Below are 22,359 nucleotides of genomic sequence, written 5' to 3'. Positions count from 1 at the left end.
GCTGCGGGTATTTTCTAAGAATACCACTGTTAGTTTTAGGGGTATGGTGCACTTACTAATAACAAATTAAATTTTGAACTATTCCGCTCGGTAATATGCAAAAATATAATGAGAGCAAATACTTATATTATTTCCGATAGGGCACATTTCTGCGCATAAGCTGCTGCCGGTGGGGCAAAATGCGACAATCCGCGCAAAAAAAAACCCCGCCTCCAAGGGAGAGGTCGGGGCTGAGGAGAGGTCTCCACCACACCCTACGTCGTCAAACTTGCCTGAAGCTCGGCGAGCAGTTCTTCCAGGAGGGCCATGCCGGCGTTCCAGCCTTGGTTCATGCCGCCGATGGCAGCCTCGAAGCAGGCGATTTCGGCGTCTGTTGCCTCATGTGGCACCCAGGTGAGGCGCATTTGGGTTTGGTCGCCGTCTTGTTCGAACGTAACTGTGGTTAGCAAAACGCGAGGCCAGTCCTGCATCATTGGGCTGGCAATCACATTCCAATCAGCGTCAGACGTTGCATGCAGCCAAACCAGTCGTGAGGGTTTTGAGACCTCTGTATATTCAACGCGTTGGAAGTTGGAATTGTCGCCCCACTTCATTTCATGAAGCCAAAGGCCACCTTGTTTGACGTCCAGCTGGTGAACGATGCTCTCCACATTTGGACCGTACCAGCGCGAGATAAGATCCGGCTCGGTCCATGTGCGCCAAACCAGCTCGCGTGGGGCGTTAAAGGTGCGTTCCAGTACGTAGGTCGGTAGTTCGCTCATTCCAATTCCCTCCTCAACTCTCGGATTTCTTCAATTCCTCCAGAAGATCATCCAGCTGATCGAAGCTGGATGACCAGAACTTGCTAAATTCTTCCAACCATTGGACCGCTTCACGCATGGGCGCAGCTTTCAGTCGTGCCGGGCGGCGTTGCTTGTCTATGGCACGCTCAACCAATCCTGCCCGTTCCAATACCTTGAGATGTTTTGAGACAGCAGGCTGACTCATGCAAAACGGTTCCGCCAACTCATTGACTGATGCCTCGCCATTGGCAAGGCGAGAGAGAATAGCGCGGCGGGTCGGGTCTGCCAGTGCTGCAAACACGGCATCAAGATTTTCAGGTTGGGATGACTGGTTCAATTGTTGCATAACCTTATGGTTATATAATAATCAAGATCGGTCAAGCCCAAAGTCATGCTGGGGTGTTTGAGCAAAGGAAAACCCCGCGTTCCATTGGGAGCGCGGGGCTTCAGATCTCACTATGTCTGAAGAGCTTACGCCAGCTCCTCACTCCGCTTTTTGGCGGCAGCAACGGCGCGGGAAAGAAGCGGCGGCATGCCGTTGTCTTCGTTCATAAGCACATCCAGCGCTGCAGCAGTGGTTCCATTTGGGGACGTCACGTTGATGCGCAACTGGGATGGACTGTCGCTGACATCTTCTGCCAGTTGCCCTGCTCCGCCAACAGTGGCCTTGGCCAGTTGCATCGCCAGTTCTTCCGGTAGCCCTTGCTCAGCACCTGCTTTGGCGAGGCACTCAATCAAGTGGAACACATAGGCTGGACCTGAGCCGGAAACTGCAGTCACAGCATCCATCTGGCCCTCGTTTTCCAACACGACGGTCTGGCCAACAGCGGCGAGCAATTCCTGCGCCATAGCCAGATTAGCTTCAGCGCAATGGCTGTTTGGAATGAGTGCGGTGATGCCACGACCGATGGCTGCCGGTGTGTTTGGCATTGCACGGATGATCGGACTGCCCTCACCCACCAGAGATAGGAGTGTGGTCAGGTTTGTACCCGCTGCAACGGAAATGAACACAGTGCTGCCACCGCCCAATGCGACAACCTGCGGCGTAGCATCGCCCATCATTTGTGGCTTCACGGCAAGAATGCAAACAGCTGGGTTTGCTGGCAGTTTCTTGTTCAGGCTTAGGCCATGATCTTCCAGCGACTTAAGCCAGTCAGATGGATAAGGATCAATCACTGTGGTGCTGGAAGGCAGAACACCTGCATCCAGCCAGCCCTTCAGCATGGCAGAACCCATTTTTCCGCAGCCAAGCAAAACGAGGCCGTTGGTGTTTATCTCTTCAATCTGACTTGGCTTCGACATCAATTAATTTCCGTAGGTCGCTAAATTCAAACGCGGGTCATCCAGTTCCAGCGGGAACTTACGCGGAACCAGCCCAGATTGGAACCAGTTCACGAACGTGTAGATGGAATAGACGGGCAATCCGGTCAATTTGCGGATGTCATTGGCATAGGGCACCATATTAGTGCATTCCAGCACAATCGCGCCGATCCCTTCGTTCTTGGTCACCAGCTCTGCAGCTGCGTCCAACAGGTCCAGACGCGCATCTGTAAAATTGATGGCGTCGTAATCATCCAGCACTTCACGGGTGAAGCTGCGCAGGCCATCTGTGCCCACAATCACCGTATCTTCCGGCGCGCCTGCCGCTTTCAGGTGCTCTTTGGTCAATGTTTCTTTGGAAATGGTGATGACGCCCACGCGCTTGTTCTTCGGCAAAAGCTGCTGCACGCTTGGGATCTGCATCAAAGAAGATGTCGCAACGGGCACGCCAAGTGCTTCCTTCACCTCATCCTGAATGAGTGCCAGAAAACCGCAGTTGGTGGTGATGCCATCGCAGCCAGTGCGCACCAGATCGCGGCCAGCTTCAATAAACAGGTCCACCAGCTCACGTGGATCATTGCGAACCACTTTGTTTGGAGTTGCGCCGCGCACCACGCGGTAATGCACCGGAAACGGCCACGTCTGTGCATTGCCAATGTCGCCGTAAATACGCGGGAATTTGGTTTCCAGCATGAGAATACCGACTGAGGCACCAAATACGGTCTTGCCTCCATACTCAACGGACATAGTTCAAAACCTCTTCTATAAAATTGGGAGATCAAAGCAGTTTAAGTGTTGGGGACCTGCGAACTGCTTTGCTTTTGGTGTTCCTATTAATCTGCCGGAACGTAGAGCTGCGAATAGGCGATGCGGACTGCCTCTGTTGCTTCATCACGGCGACGTTCAATATGGTGGCGCATGGTGGAAACAGCCTTGTCTTCGTCCCGGTTGATCAGGGCGGTCAGCACTACACGGTGCGCTGAAAGCTGGGCTTCCTCCTGCGTGGAAACGGGGGTTTTGCCGCGCAGGTATTTCAAGTCGACAAGACGAATGTAGCGCACGCGATCATTCAGGTTTTCCAGAATGCGAACCAGCTCGTTGCTTTGAGATAGAGCGGCGATGCGCATGTGATACGCCTCATCCATGCTCAACAGTTCCATCGGGTCGTCGCTGCTGTCGTAGTCCGGCTCCGTGGATTTCAGGAACCCCAAAAGATCCTGAAGGTCTTCCTCACTGGCCCGGCGACAAACAAGGCGGACAATCTCCGTCTCAATGGCGACACGCGCTTCATAAAGGTCGAGAATAAGCTTTGGGCTCAAAGGGCGGCAAAAGAAGCCGCGGCCACTCTGGAATGTGAGGAAGCCTTCTGCCACGAGACGATTCAATGCCTCGCGCAGGGGTGTGCGGCTTGCGCCCAACTCTGTGGATAATGCGCTCTCGTTGATACGGGCATCCGGCTTAAATTCAAAATCGGCGGCCATTTTCCGTAGTTTTTCGTAGATGCGGTCCACGTTGCTATCAGCTTTTGTCATTCCAAAATCGCTCTCAATCCTGCTGTTGCAGGCCCCAAAAATCGGCTCAGCACTTACCATGTCATAGGTGAACTGTACATTCCATTTGACCTGCGCTCAATATTGAATATTGTGCTGTATACAATTTTGAGTGCAATCGATTCTGCATTCTTCGGGTTTAGTAAATTGCCTGCTTAACGGGTGGGACGGGTCTGATAGGTGACACTGTGACGAATAAGATGAATGGTGCAGAAGCCATGGTAAAAATGCTGGAGGCGCAGGGCGTCCAGCACATTTTCGGTCTTTGCGGCGATACAACACTGCCGTTTTATGACGCGATGTATAAGCTTGATCACAAGATGACCCACGTTTTGACCCGTGATGAGCGCTGCGCCACGTATATGGCAGATGCGTATTCACGAGTGACCGGGCGTCCGGGTGTGTGTGAGGGGCCGTCCGGTGGCGGCGCAACTTACATTTTGCCGGGTTTGATTGAAGCCTCTGAGAGCTCTTATGCTGTGCTTGGCATTACGACGGATATCTCCGTTGGGTCCTACGGCAAGTACCCGCTGACTGAAGTGGATCAGGAAGCGCTGATGCGTCCGCTGACCAAGTGGAATACCGTGATCAAGCGCGCTGATCACATCCCGCGGATGGTTCGCAAAGCGTTCCGTGCCATGACAACCGGTCGCTCCGGTGCTGCCCACCTCGGCTTGCCCTACGACATTCAGTATGATGCAGTGGATGCCTCCGACATCTGGGCAGATCAGCAACTGACATCGTATCCGGCTTACCCTCAGGCCCCTGCTCCAGGTGCCGCCGAAGCTGCAGTTGATGCAATCCTTTCTGCCAAGAAACCACTGATCGTGTGTGGTGGCGGTGTTGTGATTGCCGGCGCTATGGAAGAGCTGGATCGTCTGGCAACTCGCCTCGATATTCCGGTCGCAACCTCCATCTCTGGTCAGGGCTCACTGGCGGAAACCCATCCAAACTGTGTGGGCGTTGTTGGGTCCAATGGCGGAACGGATGAGACATGGGAAGCCATGGCGAATGCGGACCTTGTGGTTTTTATGGGCGCACGTGCCGGCTCCACCACCACCTCCCGCTGGGAAGCGCCATCTGCCAAGACCCGGGTCGTTCACTTCGACAATGACCCAATGGTGATTGGTGCGAATTACGAAGTTGAAGTTGGCGTTGTTGGTGACCTCAAACTGTCTCTTGCGCAGGTTAATGCAGTTCTTGACAAGCGTTATCAAGGTGCTGACACCTTTGGTGGAGCAGCTGCAGTTGCAGACATCAAGAAACGTAAGTTCGAGATCTTCAATAAACTGGCTCAAAGCGGGGAAGCGCCAATCCGTCCTGAGCGTGTGATTGATGCGATGATGAAGGTGTTGCCGGTTGATGCCACAGTGATCTCTGATCCTGGCACGTCCTGCCCGTACTTCTCTGCGTATTATCAGTTGCCGCAGTCTGGTCGTCACTTCATCACCAACCGTGCGCATGGTGCACTGGGCTACTCGCTCTCCGCAGCGCTTGGTGCATGGTATGGCCGCCCAAGCAGCAAAGTGGTCGCTATGATGGGTGATGGGTCCTTCGGCTTCACTTGTGGTGAGCTGGAAACCGTGTGCCGCTCTCGCGCGCCAATCACTTACATTGTGTTCTCCAACTCCAACTACGGCTGGATCAAAGCCAGCCAGTATGCGGACACAGATGCGCGCTACTACAATGTAGACTTCAACCGCACCGACCAAGCCGCTGTTGCCGCTGCTTATGGCGTGAAGAGCTGGCGCGTTGAAAATCCGGATGATCTGGAACGTGTGCTCAAAGAGGCGATTGAACATGACGGCCCGACGCTGATTGATGTTGTGACGCAGCCTCTTGAAGAAAGTAATGCACCTGTACGCCGGTGGATGGGATAAGAGCCATGAACGCTGAACAGAAAATCACCGGCATGGATGTCTGGCACGTACAGTTGCCAGTGAATGCCCGCCGCGACCATGGCATCGGCTCTGTTGAGCATGCCGTTGATATTGTCATCCTCCGCTTAACGGCGGAGGGAGGCGAAACCGGTTGGGGGGAAGCCTCGCCGTGGTCCGTGTTTACCGGATCAGCAGAGGCCACCTTTGCTGCGCTTGACCGCTACATCCGTCCGCTTGTTGTTGGTCGTACCATTGGTGAGCGGGCGACCATCATGAAGGACGCTCAAAAGGCGGTCGCTCATTGCACTGAGGCGAAAGCAGCTCTGGAAACCGCACTGCTCGACCTGCAGGGCCGAATCTCTGATTTGCCTGTCTGGGCACTTCTGGGCGGCAAATGCCGGGATACGATCCCTCTTTCCTGCTCTATTGCTGATCCTGATTTCGATCGTGATCTGGCGTTGATGGAGCGTTTGAAAGAGGATGGCGTGCGCATCATCAAGCTCAAAACCGGCTTCAAAGGCCATGAGTTTGATATGATGCGTATGGAGCGCCTACGCATGAGCTATCCTGAGTTTTCCATTCGCGTGGATTATAATCAGGGTCTGCACCACGATAGTGCCCTAGCGTGCGTTCGCGACATCGCAAGTTTTCAACCAGATTTTATCGAACAGCCAGTTGCGCATAACCTTCGGGAACTTATGGCGACTATCAGAAATTCCATCGATGTGCCGCTTCTCGCAGATGAAAGCATCTTTGGGCCAGAGGATATGCTGACTGCGATTAATATGGGGATAGCTGATGGTGTTTCAGTCAAAATAATGAAGACCGGAGGCTTGACTCGAGCCCAAACCGTGGCTCGCATGGCTGCAACCGCTGGTATGAGCGCTTACGGTGGCGACATGTTTGAATCCGGCCTCGCCCACCTTGCCGGAACGCATATGATTGCTGCAACGCCAGAAATCACTTTAGCTTGTGAGTTTTATCAGGCAAAATACTTCCTAGTAGAAGACCTTATGGAAACGCCATTTGAAACGAGTGGCGGCGATGTGATCGTTCCGCAAACGGCAGGCTTGGGAGGCCGTCCGGATCTGGAAAAAGTTGAACACTACGCGATTTCCAAAAGTGCGGTTATGGGGGCTGCATGAATAAAAATAATGTCGTTGTCATCGGTGCAGGGATCGTTGGTGTATCAGCAGCTTTATGGTTGAAGCGTGAGGGTCATGATGTGACCCTTATCGACAAAGGTGAGCCCGGCATGGGCGCGTCTTTTGGCAATGCGTGTGTTCTGGCCAGCTGCTCCGTGGCTCCAGTTACAGCGCCGGGCCTGATCATGAAAGGCCCAAAGCTTCTGCTGGATCCAAACTTCCCGCTGTTCTTGCGTTGGAGCTACCTGCCGAAACTGGCTGGCTGGCTGGCGCGCTATCTGTCACACGCAACGGATAAAGAAACCCGCCGTATCGCGCAGGGTCTGACGCCGATTGTTGGTGACAGCGTGGACCAGCATCATGCATTGGTGGACGGTACCAGCGCGGCAAAGTGGCTTCAGGAAAGCACCTACAGCTTTGCCTACAACGACAGAGCCGCTTTTGACGCAGACGCGTACACCTGGGAACTGCGCCGCAATGCCGGGTTTGTGCCGGAGCTGATTGAAGGCGACGCCGTTCACGAGATGGAGCCGATCCTTGCCAAGAACATCAAGTTGCTGGCGTTGATGCGTGATCATGGGTTCATTCAGGACCCTGGTGCGTATGTTCAGGATCTGGTGCAGATCTTCACGGAAATGGGCGGCACGTTTGTGCAGGCTGAGGTAAAGGATTTCGATCTGTCGGGCGGCTCAATTTCAGCTGTTATGACTGATAAAGGACGTTTTGACTGTGATCGTGCGGTTCTGGCAACGGGCGTCTGGTCCAAGCCTTTGATGAATAAGCTTGGCATCAACGTGCCGCTGGAAGCTGAGCGCGGTTACCACATTTTATTCAAGAACCCGAGCGAACAGCCGAACCAGCCAATTATGGTGGCTTCCGGCAAGTTCGTGGCAACACCAATGGCACAAGGATTGCGTTGTGCCGGTGTTGTTGAGTTTGGCGGGCTGGAAGCGGGAGCTTCCAAAGCACCTCTGGCTCTATTACGGAAAAAGGTTCGCGAGAGCTTCCCAAATCTGGAAGCGTCAAGCGAAGAGGAATGGTTGGGCTTCCGCCCTGCACCATCGGACAGTCTCCCCCTCATCGGTGAAGTGGGCAAAAACGGTGTTTATGCAGCGTTTGGGCACCACCACATCGGCCTGACGGGCGGTCCAAAAACCGGGCGGCTGGTCTCTGATCTGATCAGCGGTAAACGCCCCAATAACGATATAAGCCCTTACGATCCGCAAAGATTTAATTGAGGGCATCACTAATTTATTCTTGGAGGAGAGTACATATGAAGAAGTCTAGTCTACTGGTCACCTTGAGTGTTTCCGCTATGGCGTTGGGGGCAACTGCCGCTTCTGCTGAAAAGTGGGACCTGCCAATGGCGTACTCAGGGTCCAACTTCCATTCTGTAACGGGAGCAGAATTTGCAGCTTGTATTACGTCTGGCACTGGCGGTGAAATCGAAGTAACCACTCACCCGGGCGGCTCCCTGTTTAAAGGCGGCGACATCAAGCGTGCAGTTCAGACCGGTCAGGTGCCAATCGGTGAGCGTCTGCTTTCCGGTCACCAGAACGAAAATGCTCTGTTCGGTGTGGATTCCGTTCCATTCCTCGCAACATCTTTTGATGATGCGGCAAAGCTTTGGACTGCTGCAAAGCCAGCGCTTGAGAAAGTTCTTGGCGAACAGAACCTGACCCTGCTGTATTCCGTGCCATGGCCTCCACAGGGTCTGTACTTCAAAAACGAAGTCAACTCTGTTGCTGACATGGAAGGCATCAAGTTCCGCTCTTACAACACCGCAACTGCGCGTCTTGCTGAGCTGACAGGCATGCTGCCAGTTTCCATTGAAGCAGCTGAAATCTCTCAGGCGTTTGCAACCGGTGTTGCTGACTCCATGGTCTCCTCCGGTGCAACTGGTTACGATCGTAAAGTTTGGGAAAGCCTCAACTACTTCTACGAAGTGGATGCATGGCTGCCACGCAACTACATGCTCGTAAACTCTGATGTGTGGTCTGGTGTTTCTGAAAAGAACAAAGGCATCATTCAGGGCTGTGCGGCAACGGCAGAAGCAGCTGGCCTCAAGCGTTCCATCGACTACACAAACTTCACCCTTGATGGCCTGCGTGAGGGCGGCATGAAGGTTGAAAAGGGTAGTGACCAGATGAAAGCTGACCTGCAGGAAATTGGTGCAACCATGACCGCAGAATGGCTTGAAGCTGCTGGTGACGACGGCAAGGCTGTTGTCAGCGCGTTCAAAGCAATGAAATAAGCACGCAAAAGCCGGAGATCCTCATGGAACTCCGGCTTTTCTTTTTTCGAGGGGGAGAACAATGAAGCTGACACGCGCACTGCGCTTAGGGCTGGATGGGATCTACAAGACAGCTGGAGTTCTTTCCGCGCTTTGTCTGATTGCCATCCTCGGACTGATTGTCGTGCAGATGCTGGCACGTTGGACGGGAGAGGTCTTTCCGGGCGCCGCAGAATATGCAGGCTATGCCATGGCCGCCGCCAGTTTCCTTGCATTTGCCAATGCCTTGAACAAGGGCATCCATATTCGCGTATCCATCCTGCACCAAATGCTGGGCAAGACAGCACAGCGCATTCTGGAAATCTGGTGTTTTGCCATTGGCTCCGCCACGATCTGGTACTTCGTGTACTACGCCTACCGTTTTGTTTACTGGTCCCACAAATTCAATGACATCAGTCAGGGACAGGACCGCACACCGCTTTGGATCCCACAGGGATTTATGTTCCTTGGTGCCTTGATCCTTGCGATTGCTCTCACAGACCACCTCCTTCAACTCATATTCACTGGCAAGCACCGTATTGCGCCTGAACTTGAAGAAGCAGTTGCCGGAGAATAAGAGCAATGGAAAATATAAGCATTATCATTCTGTTCCTGTTTGTCATGTTCACCTTGCTTGGCACCGGCGTCTGGGTCGGTCTGGCACTTATGGGTGTGGCATGGGTTGGCATGGAACTGTTCACCACCCGCCCTGTTGGCGACGTGATGTTGACGACCATTTGGTCGGCATCCTCCTCCTGGACACTGACAGCGCTGCCGCTGTTCATCTGGATGGGTGAGATCCTCTACCGAACCCGATTGTCGGAAGATATGTTCCGCGGCCTTGCCCCCTGGATGGCCCGCCTTCCCGGTGGTCTGGTTCACACCAACATTGTTGGCTGTACCGTCTTCGCGGCAGTTTCCGGTTCGTCTGCCGCGACACTGACCACCGTTGGTAAGATGTCCATCCCCGAACTGCGTAAACGTGATTATCCGGAGAAGATGATCATTGGCACGTTGGCTGGGGCTGCAACGCTGGGTCTGATGATCCCGCCATCCCTGACGCTGATCGTCTATGGTGTGACCATCAATGAGAGTATCTCAAAGCTGTTCTTTGCGGGCATTATGCCGGGCATCGTGCTGGCTGGCATGTTCATGGCGTATGTGGCCATCACCTCCAAAGTCTCCTCTAAGTGGGATCCGAAAGCGGAACCAGAGATGAGCTTTGCTGAGAAGGTGAAGAACACCCGCTTCCTGTTGCCCGTGATCCTGTTGATCCTTGTTGTGATTGGATCCATGTACCTTGGCTATGCAACGGCGACAGAAGCTGCAGCCTTTGGCGTGATCGGAAGCCTGATCCTTGCCGCTTCGCAGGGTTCGCTGTCATGGAAGAGCTTCACAAGCAGTCTTATGGGGGCGACCTACACCTCCTCCATGATTGCGTTGATCCTTGCCGGTGCTGCGTTCCTGTCGCTTTCCATGGGCTTTACGGGTCTGCCGCGTGGTCTGGCTGACATGATTGCAACGCTGGAACTGAGCCGCTTTGAGCTGCTGATGGTGCTGCTGGTGTTCTACGTGATCCTCGGCATGTTCCTGGATGGGATTTCGTCTGTAGTGCTGACCATGGCTGTGGTGGAACCAATGATCCGTCAGGCCGGCATTGACCTGATCTGGTTTGGTATCTTCATCGTAGTGGTGGTTGAGATGGCGCAGATCACGCCGCCGATCGGGTTTAACCTGTTCGTGCTGCAAGGCATGACAAACTATCAGATGGGCTTCATCGCACGCGCAGCATTCCCGATGTTCCTGATCATGGTTGCGATGGTCTTCGTTCTGATCGCGTTCCCTGAGGTCGCCACATGGCTACCTGAGAACATTCGCAGCAGGCCCGGAGGTTAGCGCCTCTGAACCACCTGCCGTAAGTGCCGATCTCTTGATACCCCGATCTACGAAAGTAGGTCGGGGTATTTACTTAGAGTAAGCAATCAGAGGTTCATCAGCTTAGTTTGATTAAACCATTAAGTGCGCACAGACGCTGGATTCCTCATTTCTAAATTTCCGGATTTGTCCTCTTCAACTGACACTATTATCCACTTTGATTGCCCTGATTTGCCGTTGTGTGGTCACTTTTAAGGTAAATATATGACCTAAACGGCACCTTGGTGATATATTTTCACTATAAAATGAGTGTCACCCTCATATTTTTTGTGTTGACACGCACATGAGTGTGACATGCATTACGTCACATGGGGTAACTTACTCAAACGTAAGGTGATTTTTATCGATAAATTTTTATGTAAGATAAATTTAATATACCATAAGTATAAAAATTCTGATATTTCAATAATACCTAGAGTTGTATTTACACTAAACATTTGGATAACATTTATTCTAGATCTAAGAGTATAAATTTCTTCGCCACATTTCCGCCCCAATTACGGCCAAATATTGAACTCAGATCAGGTCACCTCCCAAAACGGGGATGTGTAACTGGCGGATTGCATCGTATCCGCAATGTGTATTCAAAGTGGTATGATGAGATTAATGCAAGTTATGCATAGGGGATTTGATTAGGACTTCAGGTAACTGAAGTTGGTTGGGTGACACTAAACGTTACTCAAAACGTTTGTCGCTATGAGGCATGCTCATTGTGAGCATTTAGCGAAGCTGGGAGGCTAGGCTATGACATATATTCGTAGTGTAGACTTGCATTCTGAATGCGGCATTAGCAGTATTCAGGTGCGTCCAGGGACTTCTCCGAAATAGAGATCCGACTTGGATTGGGACCCTTTGAAGCCAACACGTGACGTGTAGCCATCTGAAGGACCTCCTGCCAGCGGTATCACACCAACAATTTAACATCACTGTACCTCGGAGTGCGCTCCGGGAGCGGTGAAACTTATCTAACTTTTGTCTGAAAGGGATAAAGACATGGGCTGGTGGAATCCATTCAAAGCAATCGCAAACGTCGTAACCAAAGCTGTTAGCGCAGTGATTGAAACCGTCTCCGATGCATTTGGTCAGCATGAGCTTGGTCAGAAGATCGCAGGCGTATTTGAAGCTGTGGTTGACACTATTGTTGACGTTGTTGTGGACATAGCCGTGGGGGTTGCCACATCAAACCCAGTTACGGCCGTTGTCAGCGTCATCACCAACATCGCTGAAGGTATTAAGGACGTTTATGACGCCCTCAACCCTGCATCTGAAGCTGTGGAAGTTGCTGCAGCAGATGCACCAGTGCTGGAAGGAAATGCAGACTACGGTTCTGATGACATGTTGATGTAATCAGAACGGTTTGGGCGCTACGAGCTTGGGTGTGGCGCCCGAACCAACCCAGCATAAAAACAACAAGCTGGAGGGTATTTTGGGTAAGTCGTTACAAGAGCACACATCCTATATTTCCAACGCCTTTCGTAAACTTTATCGGGCGTTTTGGGGCATTGGTGGCATCAGCATGTTAATCAACCTGCTTATGCTGACTGGCCCTTTGTTCATGCTGCAGATCTATGATCGCGTCTTGTCCAGCAGCTCTGTTCCAACACTTGTTGTTCTCAGCCTGTTTGTGGCTGTGCTTTATATCTTCTACGGAATTCTAGATGGTCTGCGGAACCGGCTGTTGCTGCGTGTTGGTCAACACGTGGATGAGCAGCTCACCGGTCTGGCATTTGAAACTTCGACCCGTGTCCCGCTGGTTATGGGCGCTGAGGGCGAACGCTCCAGGCCTGTCAGCGATCTGGACTCCATCCGGCAGTTCCTTTCCGGCTCCGGTCCTTCCGCGATCTTCGACATGCCATGGATGCCGCTCTACTTGGGCATCGTGTTTCTGTTTCATCCGCTTTTGGGCACCACGGCTCTCATTGGGGCATTGTTCATCTGTGCCTTGATTGCGCTTAACGAGTTGTCCTCTCGTCGTCCGGCTGCAAACACAGCTGTTGAAGCCAACAAGCGGACCACATTGATTGAAGCGTGCCGCCGCAATGCAGAGAGCATTGAGGCCATGGGCATGATCGACCATTTGCGTGATCGTTGGGAGGACAACAATGATGTCTTCCTTGGTCGTCAGCGGGCTGCATCCGACCGGTCAAACATCTTCACCACCATGATCAAGACCCTGCGGTTTATGCTGCAATCCGGTATTCTTGCCCTTGGGGCGTGGCTGGTCATTCAGCAGGAAGTCTCAGCAGGCGTTATGATCGCGTCGTCCATTATGACGGCCCGTGCGCTGGCTCCGGTTGAGATGGCAATCGTCAATTGGCGTGGGTTTGTTGCCGCCAGAGTTGGCATTTCGCGGCTTCAGGAAATCTTCGCCTCTCAAGCAAAGCCAAAAGAGCGGGTGTCCATTCCGTTCCCGCAAGCATCGCTCAAAGTCGAAGGTTTGTTCTGCGGACCAATCGCGGCCAAAGACGCCTTCGTCAAAAACGTTTCTCTGGAACTGAAAGCTGGCGATGGTCTGGGCATCATTGGACATTCGGGGTCCGGGAAGTCAACGCTGACGAGAGCGATGGTCGGCATCACCAATCCGCTGAAGGGCTCGATCCGTTTTGACGGTGCGGAACTGGACCAGTGGAGCGCGATGGATCGTGGTGACTTCATTGGCTATCTGCCACAGGACATTCAGCTCTTTGATGGCACCATTGCCGAGAACATCCAGCGTTTCAAGCCGGATGAAGACAGCGACAAGCTGATTGAAGCCGCCCGCATGGCCAACGTACACGATCTGATTGTGAGTTTGCCGGAAGGCTACAACACCGTCATCGGTGCAACTGGCAACGGCCTTTCTGGTGGTCAGCGGCAGCGGATTGCACTGGCGCGTGCGCTTTATGGCAACCCGTTCCTGATTGTGTTGGATGAACCAAACTCCAATCTGGATGCGCAAGGCGAAGCAGCATTGACCAACGCCATCCACGACATGCGTGAGCGTGGTTCCATCGTCATTGTGGTGGCACACCGTCCAGCAGCAACGTCGGCAGTCGATCAGATTCTTGTGATGAATGAGGGTGAAGCGGAAGCCATTGGTGCAAAAGACAAGATCATGAAGCAGGTGATAGCTCCGCTTCGCAAGCCGCAGGAGGTGGTGTTAAATGGCTAGAAATACCGACAATTCCTACGATATCGGCGCAAGCATCACCCGCCATCTCAAATGGGGCGGCGCTCTGGCAGCACTCCTCATCTTTGGTGCAGGCACCTGGACAGTTGTGACGGAAATTTCAGGCGCGGTTGTTGCTCCGGCAACCATCGTTGTTGAAACCAGCACCAAGAGCGTGCAGCACCGTGATGGCGGTATCGTCAACCAGATCCTCGTCAAGAACGGCGATCCGGTGAAGGCCGGAGAACTTGTCCTGCGGTTGGATGATACTCTCACCCGCTCCAATCTGGCTGTGCTGACCAATCAGCTAGATGAGCTTTATGCGCAAGAATCCCGGCTGACCTCTGAGATACAGGGCCGCACTGAGATTACGTTCAAGCAACGGGCGAAATCTCCTTTGCACCGTGCGCATTTGATGATGATTGAAGAAACCCAGCGTAACATGATGGAAGCGCGGCAGAAAAATCATCTGAGTAAGAAAGAGCAGCTGGAAACCCAGATCGGTCAGTTTGAAAAGCAGATCGACGGCCTAGAGCTGCAGCGGGATGCAAAACAGAACGAAGTAGACCTGATCAACACCGAACTGGGTGGATTGGAGTCTTTGCGCAAAAAGAAGCTGGTGACCGAGTCCCGTGTCATGGCGTTTCAGCGTGAGCGCAGCTCGCTGGAAGGCGAGCTTGGCGGCATCATTGCCCAGATCGCCCGCTCTGGAGAGGCGATCAGCGAACGCCGGGTCATGATCATACAATCAGATGAGGAACTACGGTCCAACAATCTGGAACAACTGCAACAAACCCGCGCCCAGATTTCTGAGCTCGAAGAGCGGCGTATTGCAGCGCAGGATGAGCTTCGCCGGACGGAAATCCGAGCACCCCAAACCGGCAAGGTGTTTGATCTGGCCATTCACACCATCGGCGGCGTCATCATGGGCGGCGAAGTGGTGATGAAGATTGTGCCGGAAGAAGACCAGCTCATCGTGGAAGCTAAAGTGCAGCCGGTGGATGTGGATCAGATCAACCCCAATCAGGAAGCAACCATCCGCCTGCCTGCGTTTGACAAGCGCACCACACCGGAACTCAAGGCGCGGCTGAAAACCATTTCGCCCGATCTGGTGCAGGACCCGCGCACAGGCAGCACCTATTATTTGGCAGAGCTGGCCATTCCTGAAGAGGAACTGGAGCGTTTGGACGGCAAATCGCTTATTCCGGGCATGCCGGTTGAGGCGTTTATCAAGACAGAAGACCGGTCTGTTCTGTCCTATCTGATCAAGCCAATGATGGACCAGATCGCACATGCGATGAGAGAGACCTGATACGCCTGGGATGGATCCGGGCATGTTCCTTGAATATGGGTTTTCAGAGGATATGCCGTCAATGCCATCATCCCAGTGTGTGGTGAGAGGTTGAAGCAGTGGCCGCTCCTGTTGCTTCACCAGCCTCCTCCCGAGAGCCCGGAGCCCTAATTCCGGGTGTCAGAAGACCCGTGTAGTGCTATGCCGCCGCCCTGTGCGAGTACTACACGGGCTCTTTCCATGCAGCATAAGCGTTAAGAAGACCGGTAGCCAAGCCTCTGAGATATATTGGCAATGCAGGTCAGCAGTGGCGTCACATACTGCTCTGTTGGCTTGGTGTGCCGATAAAGTGGAATGGAAACGCTGATCGCAGCTGCCGGTTTGCCCGTGTCATCCAAAATGGCGGCGCCGTAACAGACGACCCCCTCCTCGTTTTCCTGATTATCAAAGACATATCCATCTTCGCGCACCTTCTGAGTGATCGTGGAAAGAAGGGTGCGGTCTGTGTTTGTGAAGCTGGTGATCTGGGCCATGTCCAGCTGCCGAATGAGATCTTCGGCCTCGGCTGGTACCATTGCGCCCAGATAGGCTTTGCCCACACTGCTGGAATGCATGGGCACGCGCGTGCCAATGGTGGAAGCCATGCGCACCACTTCCTCACACTCGATCTTGTCGATGTAAATCAGCTCGTCCCGACTGGGCACTGCCAGGTGCACAGTCTCTCCGGTCTCATCCCGCAAGCGCAGCAGCTGCTCCTTTGCAAGCCTACGGATGTCGTTTTCCGCCAACGCTTTACGGGCCAGTGAGACCAATCTCACTCCCAGCTGATAGCGTTGGTCGCTGCGCTGTTCGATCAGTCCCTCTGTCTCCAGAGAAGCAAGTAAGCGATAGAGCGTTGGCCTCGTTAAGCCGCTGGTTTCCTTCAACTCGGCAAGAGAAGGCGGTGCCTTTGATTGGGAGATCAGATCAAGCAGGTGGATCGTCCGCGAGAAACTCTGCGTGCCCTGCACCGGCGCTTTCATAGGTGTCCTTTCCACCGCCACAGGACTGTAGCGTTGACATAAAGAGATATACGTATAGCTTTGTTCATATAGTGAATGAATGTCCATAATATGGACAAACAAGGAATCTGTCAATGCCGCTGGTTGAAAAAGACGAAAATCCTCGCATCCCCTATCAACACCCAATGCCACCTGATGCCCTGCCTGAGATCGTGGTGCCCGATGCGCGCGCTCAAGAAGATGACCGCATGTGGGTCAAGCAGGCGGAGAATGTCTACTTCCGCCCTCTCTGCCTCAATGTCTCGCAGGGCTACTGGATGAACCTGCTAAAAGTGACCAAGTCCGGCGTACTCTCCCGCCATCGGCATGCCAATGCGGTGCATGGGTTCGTTTTAAAAGGCCGCTGGCACTATCTGGAGCATGACTGGGAAGCACGAGAAGGCGGATACGTTTATGAGCCTCCCGGTGAAACGCACACACTGGTGGTGCCTGATGATGTTGAAGAGATGATCACCTATTTTCAGGTGAACGGTGTCATGTACTACGTGGACCCTTATGGCAATCACCTTGGCTATGAGGATGTTTTTACCAAAATCGATATGTGCCGCAAACACTTCGAAGAGGTGGGCCTTGGTGCCGACTATGTAAAGAACTTCATCCGCTGAGTGCTGATATGACCAATATTTCCTATGATTTTTCCGGCAAGGTTGCCGTGGTGACCGGTGGTGCCAAAGGCATTGGCGCAGAGATTGCCCTGCACTATCACAAGGCTGGCGCACAAGTTGTCATCTGGGACCTCAATATTCCAGAGGACCTGCCTTTTCCGCATGTATTCTGTCAGGTGGACATCAGCCAGCAGGACCAGATTGCCGCTGCTTTTGCCAGAACATTAGAGCAGTGCGGGCAGATTGATTTCCTCTCCCACAATGCGGGATTTGCGGGCTCAACCGTTCCATTGGCAGACTATGACCCAGAGGAGTGGGCGCGGGTGGTGGAAGTGAACCTGTTTGGAACCTTCCAACTTTGCCATCAGGTCGTGCCCCATATGAAGGACAGGGGTTTTGGGCGCATCATCAACATGGCCTCGCTGGCGGGCAAAGAGGGCACACCGAACGCCTCTGCCTACAGTGCCTCTAAAGCTGGTGTGATTGGGTTGACGAAATCTCTAGCAAAAGAACTTGCAGAAACTGATATACGAGTAAACTGTATCGCTCCGGCGGCCATCAAAACAGACATACTGGACCAGATGGCCCCTGAGTTTGTGCAGATTATGATTGATAAGTCGCCGATGAAAAGATTGGGGCTGGTGGAAGAAGCTGCTGAGCTTGTGATGTGGCTCAGTTCCACGGCCTGTACATTCAACAGCGGTGCAGTTTTTGACCTTTCGGGCGGACGGGCAACATATTGACGAGTGAAGCAAGACACGGGCTGGAAAGCCGCGCAATTCAGGTTCCTCCATCTATCACGCGGGAGCTGGCCAATGCGGCCATGAGCGTTGAGGGCCTTATTTCTTTGTGGTTCGGGGAGCCTAACATCCCTACCCCAAAATTCATTTGTGATGAGGCGGCACGGTCCTTGTCTGCGGGAGAGACGTTTTACGCTGAAGGGCTTGGGCGGCCTTACCTGCGCGAAGCGATCTCGGGTTATATGAGTGAGCTTTACAATAAGCCGATTGGGGTCGGCCGCGTTGCGGTTACGGTCTCGGGCGGCAACGCGCTCAATCTGGCCTTTCAGTGTGTGTTGGAAGAAGGTGATACGGTTGTCACGTTGACCCCCGCTTTCCCAAACCTGCTTTCCATCCCAAAACTACAAGGCGCCCGCACGGTCACTCATTCACTTGAGGTGAAGGACGGCAAATGGTCGCTGGATGTGGAGGCCTTTCTGGAAACGGCCAAGGGAGCAAAGGTGGTGTTGCTCAACTCACCTTCCAACCCCACGGGCTTTATGCTGACCAGACCTGAGATTGCGCGGATCATGGAGGTTCTGCGCGAGCGCGGCACATGGTTGATCTCTGATGAGGTTTACGCTCGGACCGTTTACTCCGGCAAGGCAGCACCATCGTTTCTTGAGGTGTCCGAGCCGGAAGATCGCCTGATTGTGGTCAACTCCTTCTCCAAATCATGGGCCATGACTGGCTGGCGTCTGGGCTGGCTCACTTTGCCGCCAAGCCTGACACCGGTTGTTGAGAAGATTGCTGAGTTTTCCATTGCCAGCGCCCCACCGTTCTCTCAGCGGGCCGCTGTGGTCGCGCTTCAGCAAGGCGAAGAGTTCGTTACTCAAATGGCGCAAAACTATAAGCATGCGCGGGATCTGGTGTGCTCAGGCCTACTCACCCATGAAGGGGTGACCTGCCCTGTGCCGGAAAGCGCGTTTTATGCTTACTTTAAGGTGGAGGGCGTGACGGATTCCGTTGCTTATGCCCGTATGTTGATTGAGGAAGCCAAGGTAGGTCTTGCCCCGGGGGATGCGTTTCTTGTTGGTGAGCCGGGCTGGTTCCGCCTCTGCTTTGCGCAGACGGATGAGCAGCTTAATGAAGCGTTGGACCGTCTTGCACCGTTCCTGGCCAATGCACGGGAAACGGTGTGATCCTGTAAACTAGAACCAGTGATAGGAGGGCAGTGTCCCTCCTATTGTATTGAGAATAAGCGGTTCGATCTTCTCAAAGAGCTTTTCATTATTGGAAAGCACCACGATCCCCATATCCTCTTGCGGATAGCCAACCGTATAAGAGCGATAACCCGGATTGCTGCCCCAGTGCCAGATGGACCCGTTCGGCTTGGTGGCCTGAAGCCCCCACCCCATAGACCAGCCGATTTTGCCAGTCACGGTCTTGTGGGTTTGCAGCATGCGCTCTTTCAGCTCAGGTTCTGCGGCCTCATCCATCATTGCAACCAGAAAGCGGGCGTAGTCTCCAGCCGTGGTGTGCAGGCTCCATGCGGCATTACCAATGGATGGCTTTCTCTTGTCCGTAATCCGGTCTCCCTCTGCATCATACCCAAAACGGATGCGGTAATCGTAGGCCCGCTGCCAGAGATAGCTGGTGGACGACATGCCAAGCGGCTCAAACACATGGATACGTGCCAGCGTTTCAAGGTTTAGCCCCGTCCGCCGTTCCAGCACCTGTTGCAACAAGGCATAGCCGGAGCCGGAATAGGTAAACTCTGTGCCCGGATCAAAGCGCAGCTTGAGCGGGTCTTTCTCATCAAAGTTGGCAAGGCCTGAAGTATGCGAAAGCAGCATACGGGCGGTGATGCGTTTCAGTCGGGGGTCTGAGCCATCAAACAAATCCGGGGCGTATTGATAAAGCGGTCGCTCTAACGACAGGATATTCAAATCCACCAGTTTCAGCGTCAGGTAGGCGAACACCGGTTTGCCGAGAGACGCGGCTTCAAAAATAGGCTCTTGCGCGCCAATGACTGTTTTGCCTCGGCTTGATTTATCATAGAGACGGATGAACTCCACCTTGCCCTCGCGGACCACCGCCACGCTCAGGCTTGCGTCCGGGTTGCCGCGCTGGATGCCCTTTGCATGTTCATCCAACTTTGCAATTATATCCGCTTGTGGGGCTGTTTTCTGCAGGGGCGTGGGTTCATTGCAGCCGCTGAGTGCCAGAAGTCCCGCCAAAACTGTTAGTATCCGTAGATGCATCAAGAAGCCGTTTTAAAATCAGGTGGTGCCAAGGTGTCTATGCAAATCGCCGGGGCATCGCTCCGGTTTCCCTGAGAGCATACGCCTAAGAAGATGAATGAGAGATTGGTCTGGGCGGTTAATTTTGGCCAAACCTCTAAGCAAACAAAATGGCACCAATGCGTCAGGTTGTAATTTGCTACGAAAGATACAACCTCGGACCCATCAGAAAAGCCGAAATAGCTGTTGACCTCAACTTAACTTGAGGACTTAAAAGCCCTGTTGTGAAACCGGAACCTTACATGTTTCGGTCAAAGAACAGAATGAGCTGATCATGAAAACAATTGCTAGTTTATCCCTTGGAACCTTGATGATTGCCGCTGCTGGTATGGCACACGCAGAAGGTTTGGAGCGCATCAACCCATCCACCATTGTCGATACCAGCCCTTGGGGCTTTACGCAGGTTGTTGTGGCCCCCTCAAACGCAAAAACGGTTTATATTTCAGGTCAATTCAGCGGTGACATAGACGGGAACGTTTTGGGCAAAACGGTTGGCAAACAAGCGGAAATTGCCTTCTCTAATCTGCGTAAGGCGATTGCGGCCTCTGGAGGAAAACCAGAGCATGTGGTCAAGATTCAAGTTCTTGTTGCTGGTCATGGTGAAGATAAGTTGCATGCCATCAGTGATTAGGTCAGCAAGCTTTTTGGAAAACACCTTCCCGCCAGCACGCTCATTCCGGTTGACCGTTTGGCATTGGACGGCATGCTGTTTGAGATTGATGCGACATTGGCAATACCACAGAGCTAAAGCACCCGTGCTTGCGCCGGATTGCTTCGGTTGAACCTTAACTAATCGTTTGCAGGCTTTTCCGATGCCGGTGTCTTTGAGGCTGGTGGTCTTTGTCTTGGGGTATGGTCCTTGAAAGCCCAAAGGGACATGACAGCGGCACCAGCCAACACTAAAGCGCTGAAGAAAAACCCATCTGCAAGTGCACGGCTGCTGATTGCTTTGAGGATGTAAAGCGATTGCGGCCAGCGCTCGTGCAGCAAGGCGGCTGCAGCAGGTTGATCACCCATGAACTTGTAGAGCAGCAACTGCAACAGTTCCCGGTCTTTGTCGTTGGGCTCCATCAGCTCAGCGGCGGCAGAAATCATCGTCTTTTCTCGCCAGTTGATGAGAGCTCCCACGCAGGCAATGCCAAACACACCGCCAACTTGCCGGCAGGTTTGCAGCAAGGCAGTGGCGCGGGCGCGGGCAAGCAGAGAGACGTGAGAAAGCGCTTCAGTGGAAACGGAGCTGATGAGAAAGCCCAGTCCGGCCCCCATCAACATCATGCCGGGAAAGAGCAGCCAGAGATTGTTGTAGTGGATCACCAGAGCCTGCATGAAGAAGCCAGCCCCCATGGCCAGACTGCCGCAGACTGCAAGATTGCGAAAATTGATTTTGCCCACCAGACGCCCCCCGAACTGAGCGCATATGATGATTGTCAGCACCACCGGTAACATGGAGAGACCGGCCTGAAAGGGCGTCAGGCTCAAGACGTTTTGCAGAAAAACAGCGCCGAATACCACCTGCGCCAACAAGCCAAACGGAATGCAGAAGAGCAGCAGGCAGCACCCCAGATAGACCTTGTTTTCGAACAACGAGAACTGGATGAACGGATGCGCCACGCGGTCTCTGCGAGCAAACAACAGGTAACAAATCAGGATCACGAACCCAAGTGAAACAACCCCTTCTCCCAATGTGAGGCGGTAATCACCAAACCGTTGAACCGCAACGGTGAAAACCAGAAGCGCCATGACAAAAAAGGCCGCGCCAAGAAAATCAAAACTGCCGGTGTCTCTGGAGGTTCTGCCCTTTCCGATGGCAAACGCCATGATCAACACGGCCGAGCCAATGGGCACATTGAGCAAGAACACCAGCCGCCATGAGAACAACTGTACCAACGTGCCGCCCACCAATGGCCCCGCTGCCATAAAGACGAGGCCTGCACCAACATAGTGGGCCAGAGCCTTGCCTCTTTCATCTGCCGGATATGCGGAAAACACGAGCGCCGTTGCCGCGGGCTGCATCAGTGCTGCACCAAGCCCCTGAAACACACGGGATGTGATGAAGATGTCCCCCGTTGGAGCGTAGGCACAGGCGAGCGAGGCGGCTGTAAACAGGGCTACACCGATGCGAAGAGAGGTGAAGTAGCCGAACTTATCGCCCAACCAGCCACCACACATCAACATGGAGGCAAGCGCGATCAGATAGGCATTGACTGCCCATTGCAGATGTACCGGACCAAAGGCATAGGTGCGCTGAAGAGACGGCAGAATAATGCCCAGTACAGTCTGATCGATCATGACCAGAGCGAGCGCTCCGATCATGTTCAACAAAACCAGATGTTTGCGGGCCATGCTTG

At 53.3% G+C, this 22,359-nt stretch carries 21 protein-coding genes; 13 read left to right on the top strand and 8 right to left on the bottom strand.

From position 1 onward, the window contains the following. Window positions 1-254 precede the first annotated feature (254 nt). The 5 genes from PsAD26_RS12275 to PsAD26_RS12255 form a co-directional block, all read right to left on the bottom strand. Window positions 255-761 carry an SRPBCC domain-containing protein gene (locus tag PsAD26_RS12275; RefSeq protein ID WP_063310649.1) on the bottom strand — a complete coding sequence of 169 codons (507 nt, stop codon included), beginning with the start codon at window positions 759-761 and terminating at the stop codon, window positions 255-257. Between the two features lie 13 nt (window positions 762-774). Next, window positions 775-1,128, bottom strand: coding sequence for a metalloregulator ArsR/SmtB family transcription factor (locus PsAD26_RS12270; RefSeq protein WP_063310648.1), 354 nt, complete (start codon window positions 1,126-1,128; stop codon window positions 775-777). A 125-nt stretch (window positions 1,129-1,253) separates the two neighbouring features. Then, on the bottom strand, window positions 1,254-2,084 hold the full coding sequence (gene proC / locus PsAD26_RS12265; RefSeq protein WP_063310647.1) for a pyrroline-5-carboxylate reductase: 831 nt from the start codon (window positions 2,082-2,084) through the stop codon (window positions 1,254-1,256). Between the two features lie 3 nt (window positions 2,085-2,087). Next, window positions 2,088-2,849 carry an aspartate/glutamate racemase family protein gene (locus PsAD26_RS12260; RefSeq protein WP_063310646.1) on the bottom strand — a complete coding sequence of 254 codons (762 nt, stop codon included), beginning with the start codon at window positions 2,847-2,849 and terminating at the stop codon, window positions 2,088-2,090. A gap of 86 nt (window positions 2,850-2,935) precedes the next feature. Next, window positions 2,936-3,634, bottom strand: a complete 699-nt coding sequence (locus tag PsAD26_RS12255) for a GntR family transcriptional regulator (RefSeq protein WP_063310645.1) — start codon at window positions 3,632-3,634, stop codon at window positions 2,936-2,938. Window positions 3,635-3,840: 206 nt separating this feature from the next. Between PsAD26_RS12255 and PsAD26_RS12250 the strand changes: the two genes are divergently transcribed. The 9 genes from PsAD26_RS12250 to PsAD26_RS12210 all read left to right on the top strand — a co-directional run bounded on the left by PsAD26_RS12250 (window position 3,841) and on the right by PsAD26_RS12210 (window position 15,344). Beyond that, window positions 3,841-5,532, top strand: coding sequence for a thiamine pyrophosphate-binding protein (locus tag PsAD26_RS12250; RefSeq protein ID WP_063310644.1), 1,692 nt, complete (start codon window positions 3,841-3,843; stop codon window positions 5,530-5,532). 5 nt (window positions 5,533-5,537) lie between these two features. Next, window positions 5,538-6,677, top strand: a complete 1,140-nt coding sequence (locus tag PsAD26_RS12245; RefSeq protein WP_063310643.1) for an enolase C-terminal domain-like protein — start codon at window positions 5,538-5,540, stop codon at window positions 6,675-6,677. Further along, the gene (locus PsAD26_RS12240) at window positions 6,674-7,915 is read left to right on the top strand and encodes an FAD-binding oxidoreductase (protein WP_063310642.1); all 1,242 of its coding nucleotides are present in this window, start codon (window positions 6,674-6,676) and stop codon (window positions 7,913-7,915) included. The genes PsAD26_RS12245 and PsAD26_RS12240 overlap by 4 nt, the downstream gene beginning before the upstream one ends. 35 nt (window positions 7,916-7,950) lie before the next feature. After that, window positions 7,951-8,931 carry a TRAP transporter substrate-binding protein gene (locus PsAD26_RS12235; protein WP_063310641.1) on the top strand — a complete coding sequence of 327 codons (981 nt, stop codon included), beginning with the start codon at window positions 7,951-7,953 and terminating at the stop codon, window positions 8,929-8,931. 61 nt (window positions 8,932-8,992) lie between these two features. Continuing rightward, the gene (locus PsAD26_RS12230; protein ID WP_057461374.1) at window positions 8,993-9,526 is read left to right on the top strand and encodes a TRAP transporter small permease; all 534 of its coding nucleotides are present in this window, start codon (window positions 8,993-8,995) and stop codon (window positions 9,524-9,526) included. A gap of 5 nt (window positions 9,527-9,531) precedes the next feature. Continuing rightward, window positions 9,532-10,845, top strand: coding sequence for a TRAP transporter large permease subunit (locus PsAD26_RS12225; protein ID WP_063310640.1), 1,314 nt, complete (start codon window positions 9,532-9,534; stop codon window positions 10,843-10,845). A gap of 1,032 nt (window positions 10,846-11,877) precedes the next feature. Next, window positions 11,878-12,231, top strand: coding sequence for a hypothetical protein (locus PsAD26_RS12220; protein ID WP_063310639.1), 354 nt, complete (start codon window positions 11,878-11,880; stop codon window positions 12,229-12,231). A 79-nt stretch (window positions 12,232-12,310) separates the two neighbouring features. Continuing rightward, window positions 12,311-14,035: a type I secretion system permease/ATPase gene (locus PsAD26_RS12215; RefSeq protein ID WP_063310705.1), complete on the top strand. Its 1,725-nt coding sequence runs from the start codon at window positions 12,311-12,313 to the stop codon at window positions 14,033-14,035. Then, window positions 14,028-15,344 (top strand): HlyD family type I secretion periplasmic adaptor subunit, encoded by a 1,317-nt coding sequence (locus PsAD26_RS12210; RefSeq protein WP_063310638.1) that lies wholly within the window; start codon window positions 14,028-14,030, stop codon window positions 15,342-15,344. Before PsAD26_RS12215 ends, PsAD26_RS12210 begins: the two co-directional genes overlap by 8 nt. Window positions 15,345-15,577: 233 nt before the next feature. Here PsAD26_RS12210 and PsAD26_RS12205 read toward each other — a convergent pair whose 3' ends face one another. Next, entirely contained in the window at window positions 15,578-16,345 is a 768-nt protein-coding gene (locus tag PsAD26_RS12205; RefSeq protein ID WP_063310637.1) for an IclR family transcriptional regulator, read from the bottom strand. A 113-nt stretch (window positions 16,346-16,458) separates the two neighbouring features. Between PsAD26_RS12205 and PsAD26_RS12200 the strand changes: the two genes are divergently transcribed. The 3 genes from PsAD26_RS12200 to PsAD26_RS12190 are packed head-to-tail and all read left to right on the top strand — an operon-like array spanning window position 16,459 to window position 18,910. Then, window positions 16,459-16,989, top strand: a complete 531-nt coding sequence (locus tag PsAD26_RS12200) for a 2,4'-dihydroxyacetophenone dioxygenase family protein (protein WP_063310636.1) — start codon at window positions 16,459-16,461, stop codon at window positions 16,987-16,989. Between the two features lie 8 nt (window positions 16,990-16,997). After that, window positions 16,998-17,732, top strand: a complete 735-nt coding sequence (locus PsAD26_RS12195) for an SDR family NAD(P)-dependent oxidoreductase (protein ID WP_063310635.1) — start codon at window positions 16,998-17,000, stop codon at window positions 17,730-17,732. Then, window positions 17,729-18,910 carry a pyridoxal phosphate-dependent aminotransferase gene (locus PsAD26_RS12190; protein ID WP_063310634.1) on the top strand — a complete coding sequence of 394 codons (1,182 nt, stop codon included), beginning with the start codon at window positions 17,729-17,731 and terminating at the stop codon, window positions 18,908-18,910. Before PsAD26_RS12195 ends, PsAD26_RS12190 begins: the two co-directional genes overlap by 4 nt. Window positions 18,911-18,919: 9 nt before the next feature. Here PsAD26_RS12190 and PsAD26_RS12185 read toward each other — a convergent pair whose 3' ends face one another. Then, complete coding sequence (locus PsAD26_RS12185; RefSeq protein WP_063310633.1) at window positions 18,920-19,948, bottom strand: serine hydrolase; 1,029 nt, start codon at window positions 19,946-19,948, stop codon at window positions 18,920-18,922. Between the two features lie 337 nt (window positions 19,949-20,285). Here PsAD26_RS12185 and PsAD26_RS12180 point away from each other — a divergent pair, with 337 nt between their 5' ends. Then, complete coding sequence (locus tag PsAD26_RS12180) at window positions 20,286-20,642, top strand: RidA family protein (RefSeq protein ID WP_208985654.1); 357 nt, start codon at window positions 20,286-20,288, stop codon at window positions 20,640-20,642. Between the two features lie 158 nt (window positions 20,643-20,800). Here the strand turns inward: PsAD26_RS12180 and PsAD26_RS12175 are convergent, their stop codons facing one another. Beyond that, on the bottom strand, window positions 20,801-22,354 hold the full coding sequence (locus tag PsAD26_RS12175) for an MFS transporter (protein ID WP_063310632.1): 1,554 nt from the start codon (window positions 22,352-22,354) through the stop codon (window positions 20,801-20,803). Window positions 22,355-22,359 lie beyond the last annotated feature (5 nt).

This window comes from Pseudovibrio sp. Ad26, assembly GCF_001623285.1.
GTDB lineage: Bacteria > Pseudomonadota > Alphaproteobacteria > Rhizobiales > Stappiaceae > Pseudovibrio > Pseudovibrio ascidiaceicola.
This window is presented reverse-complemented; position numbering and strand designations above follow the sequence as displayed.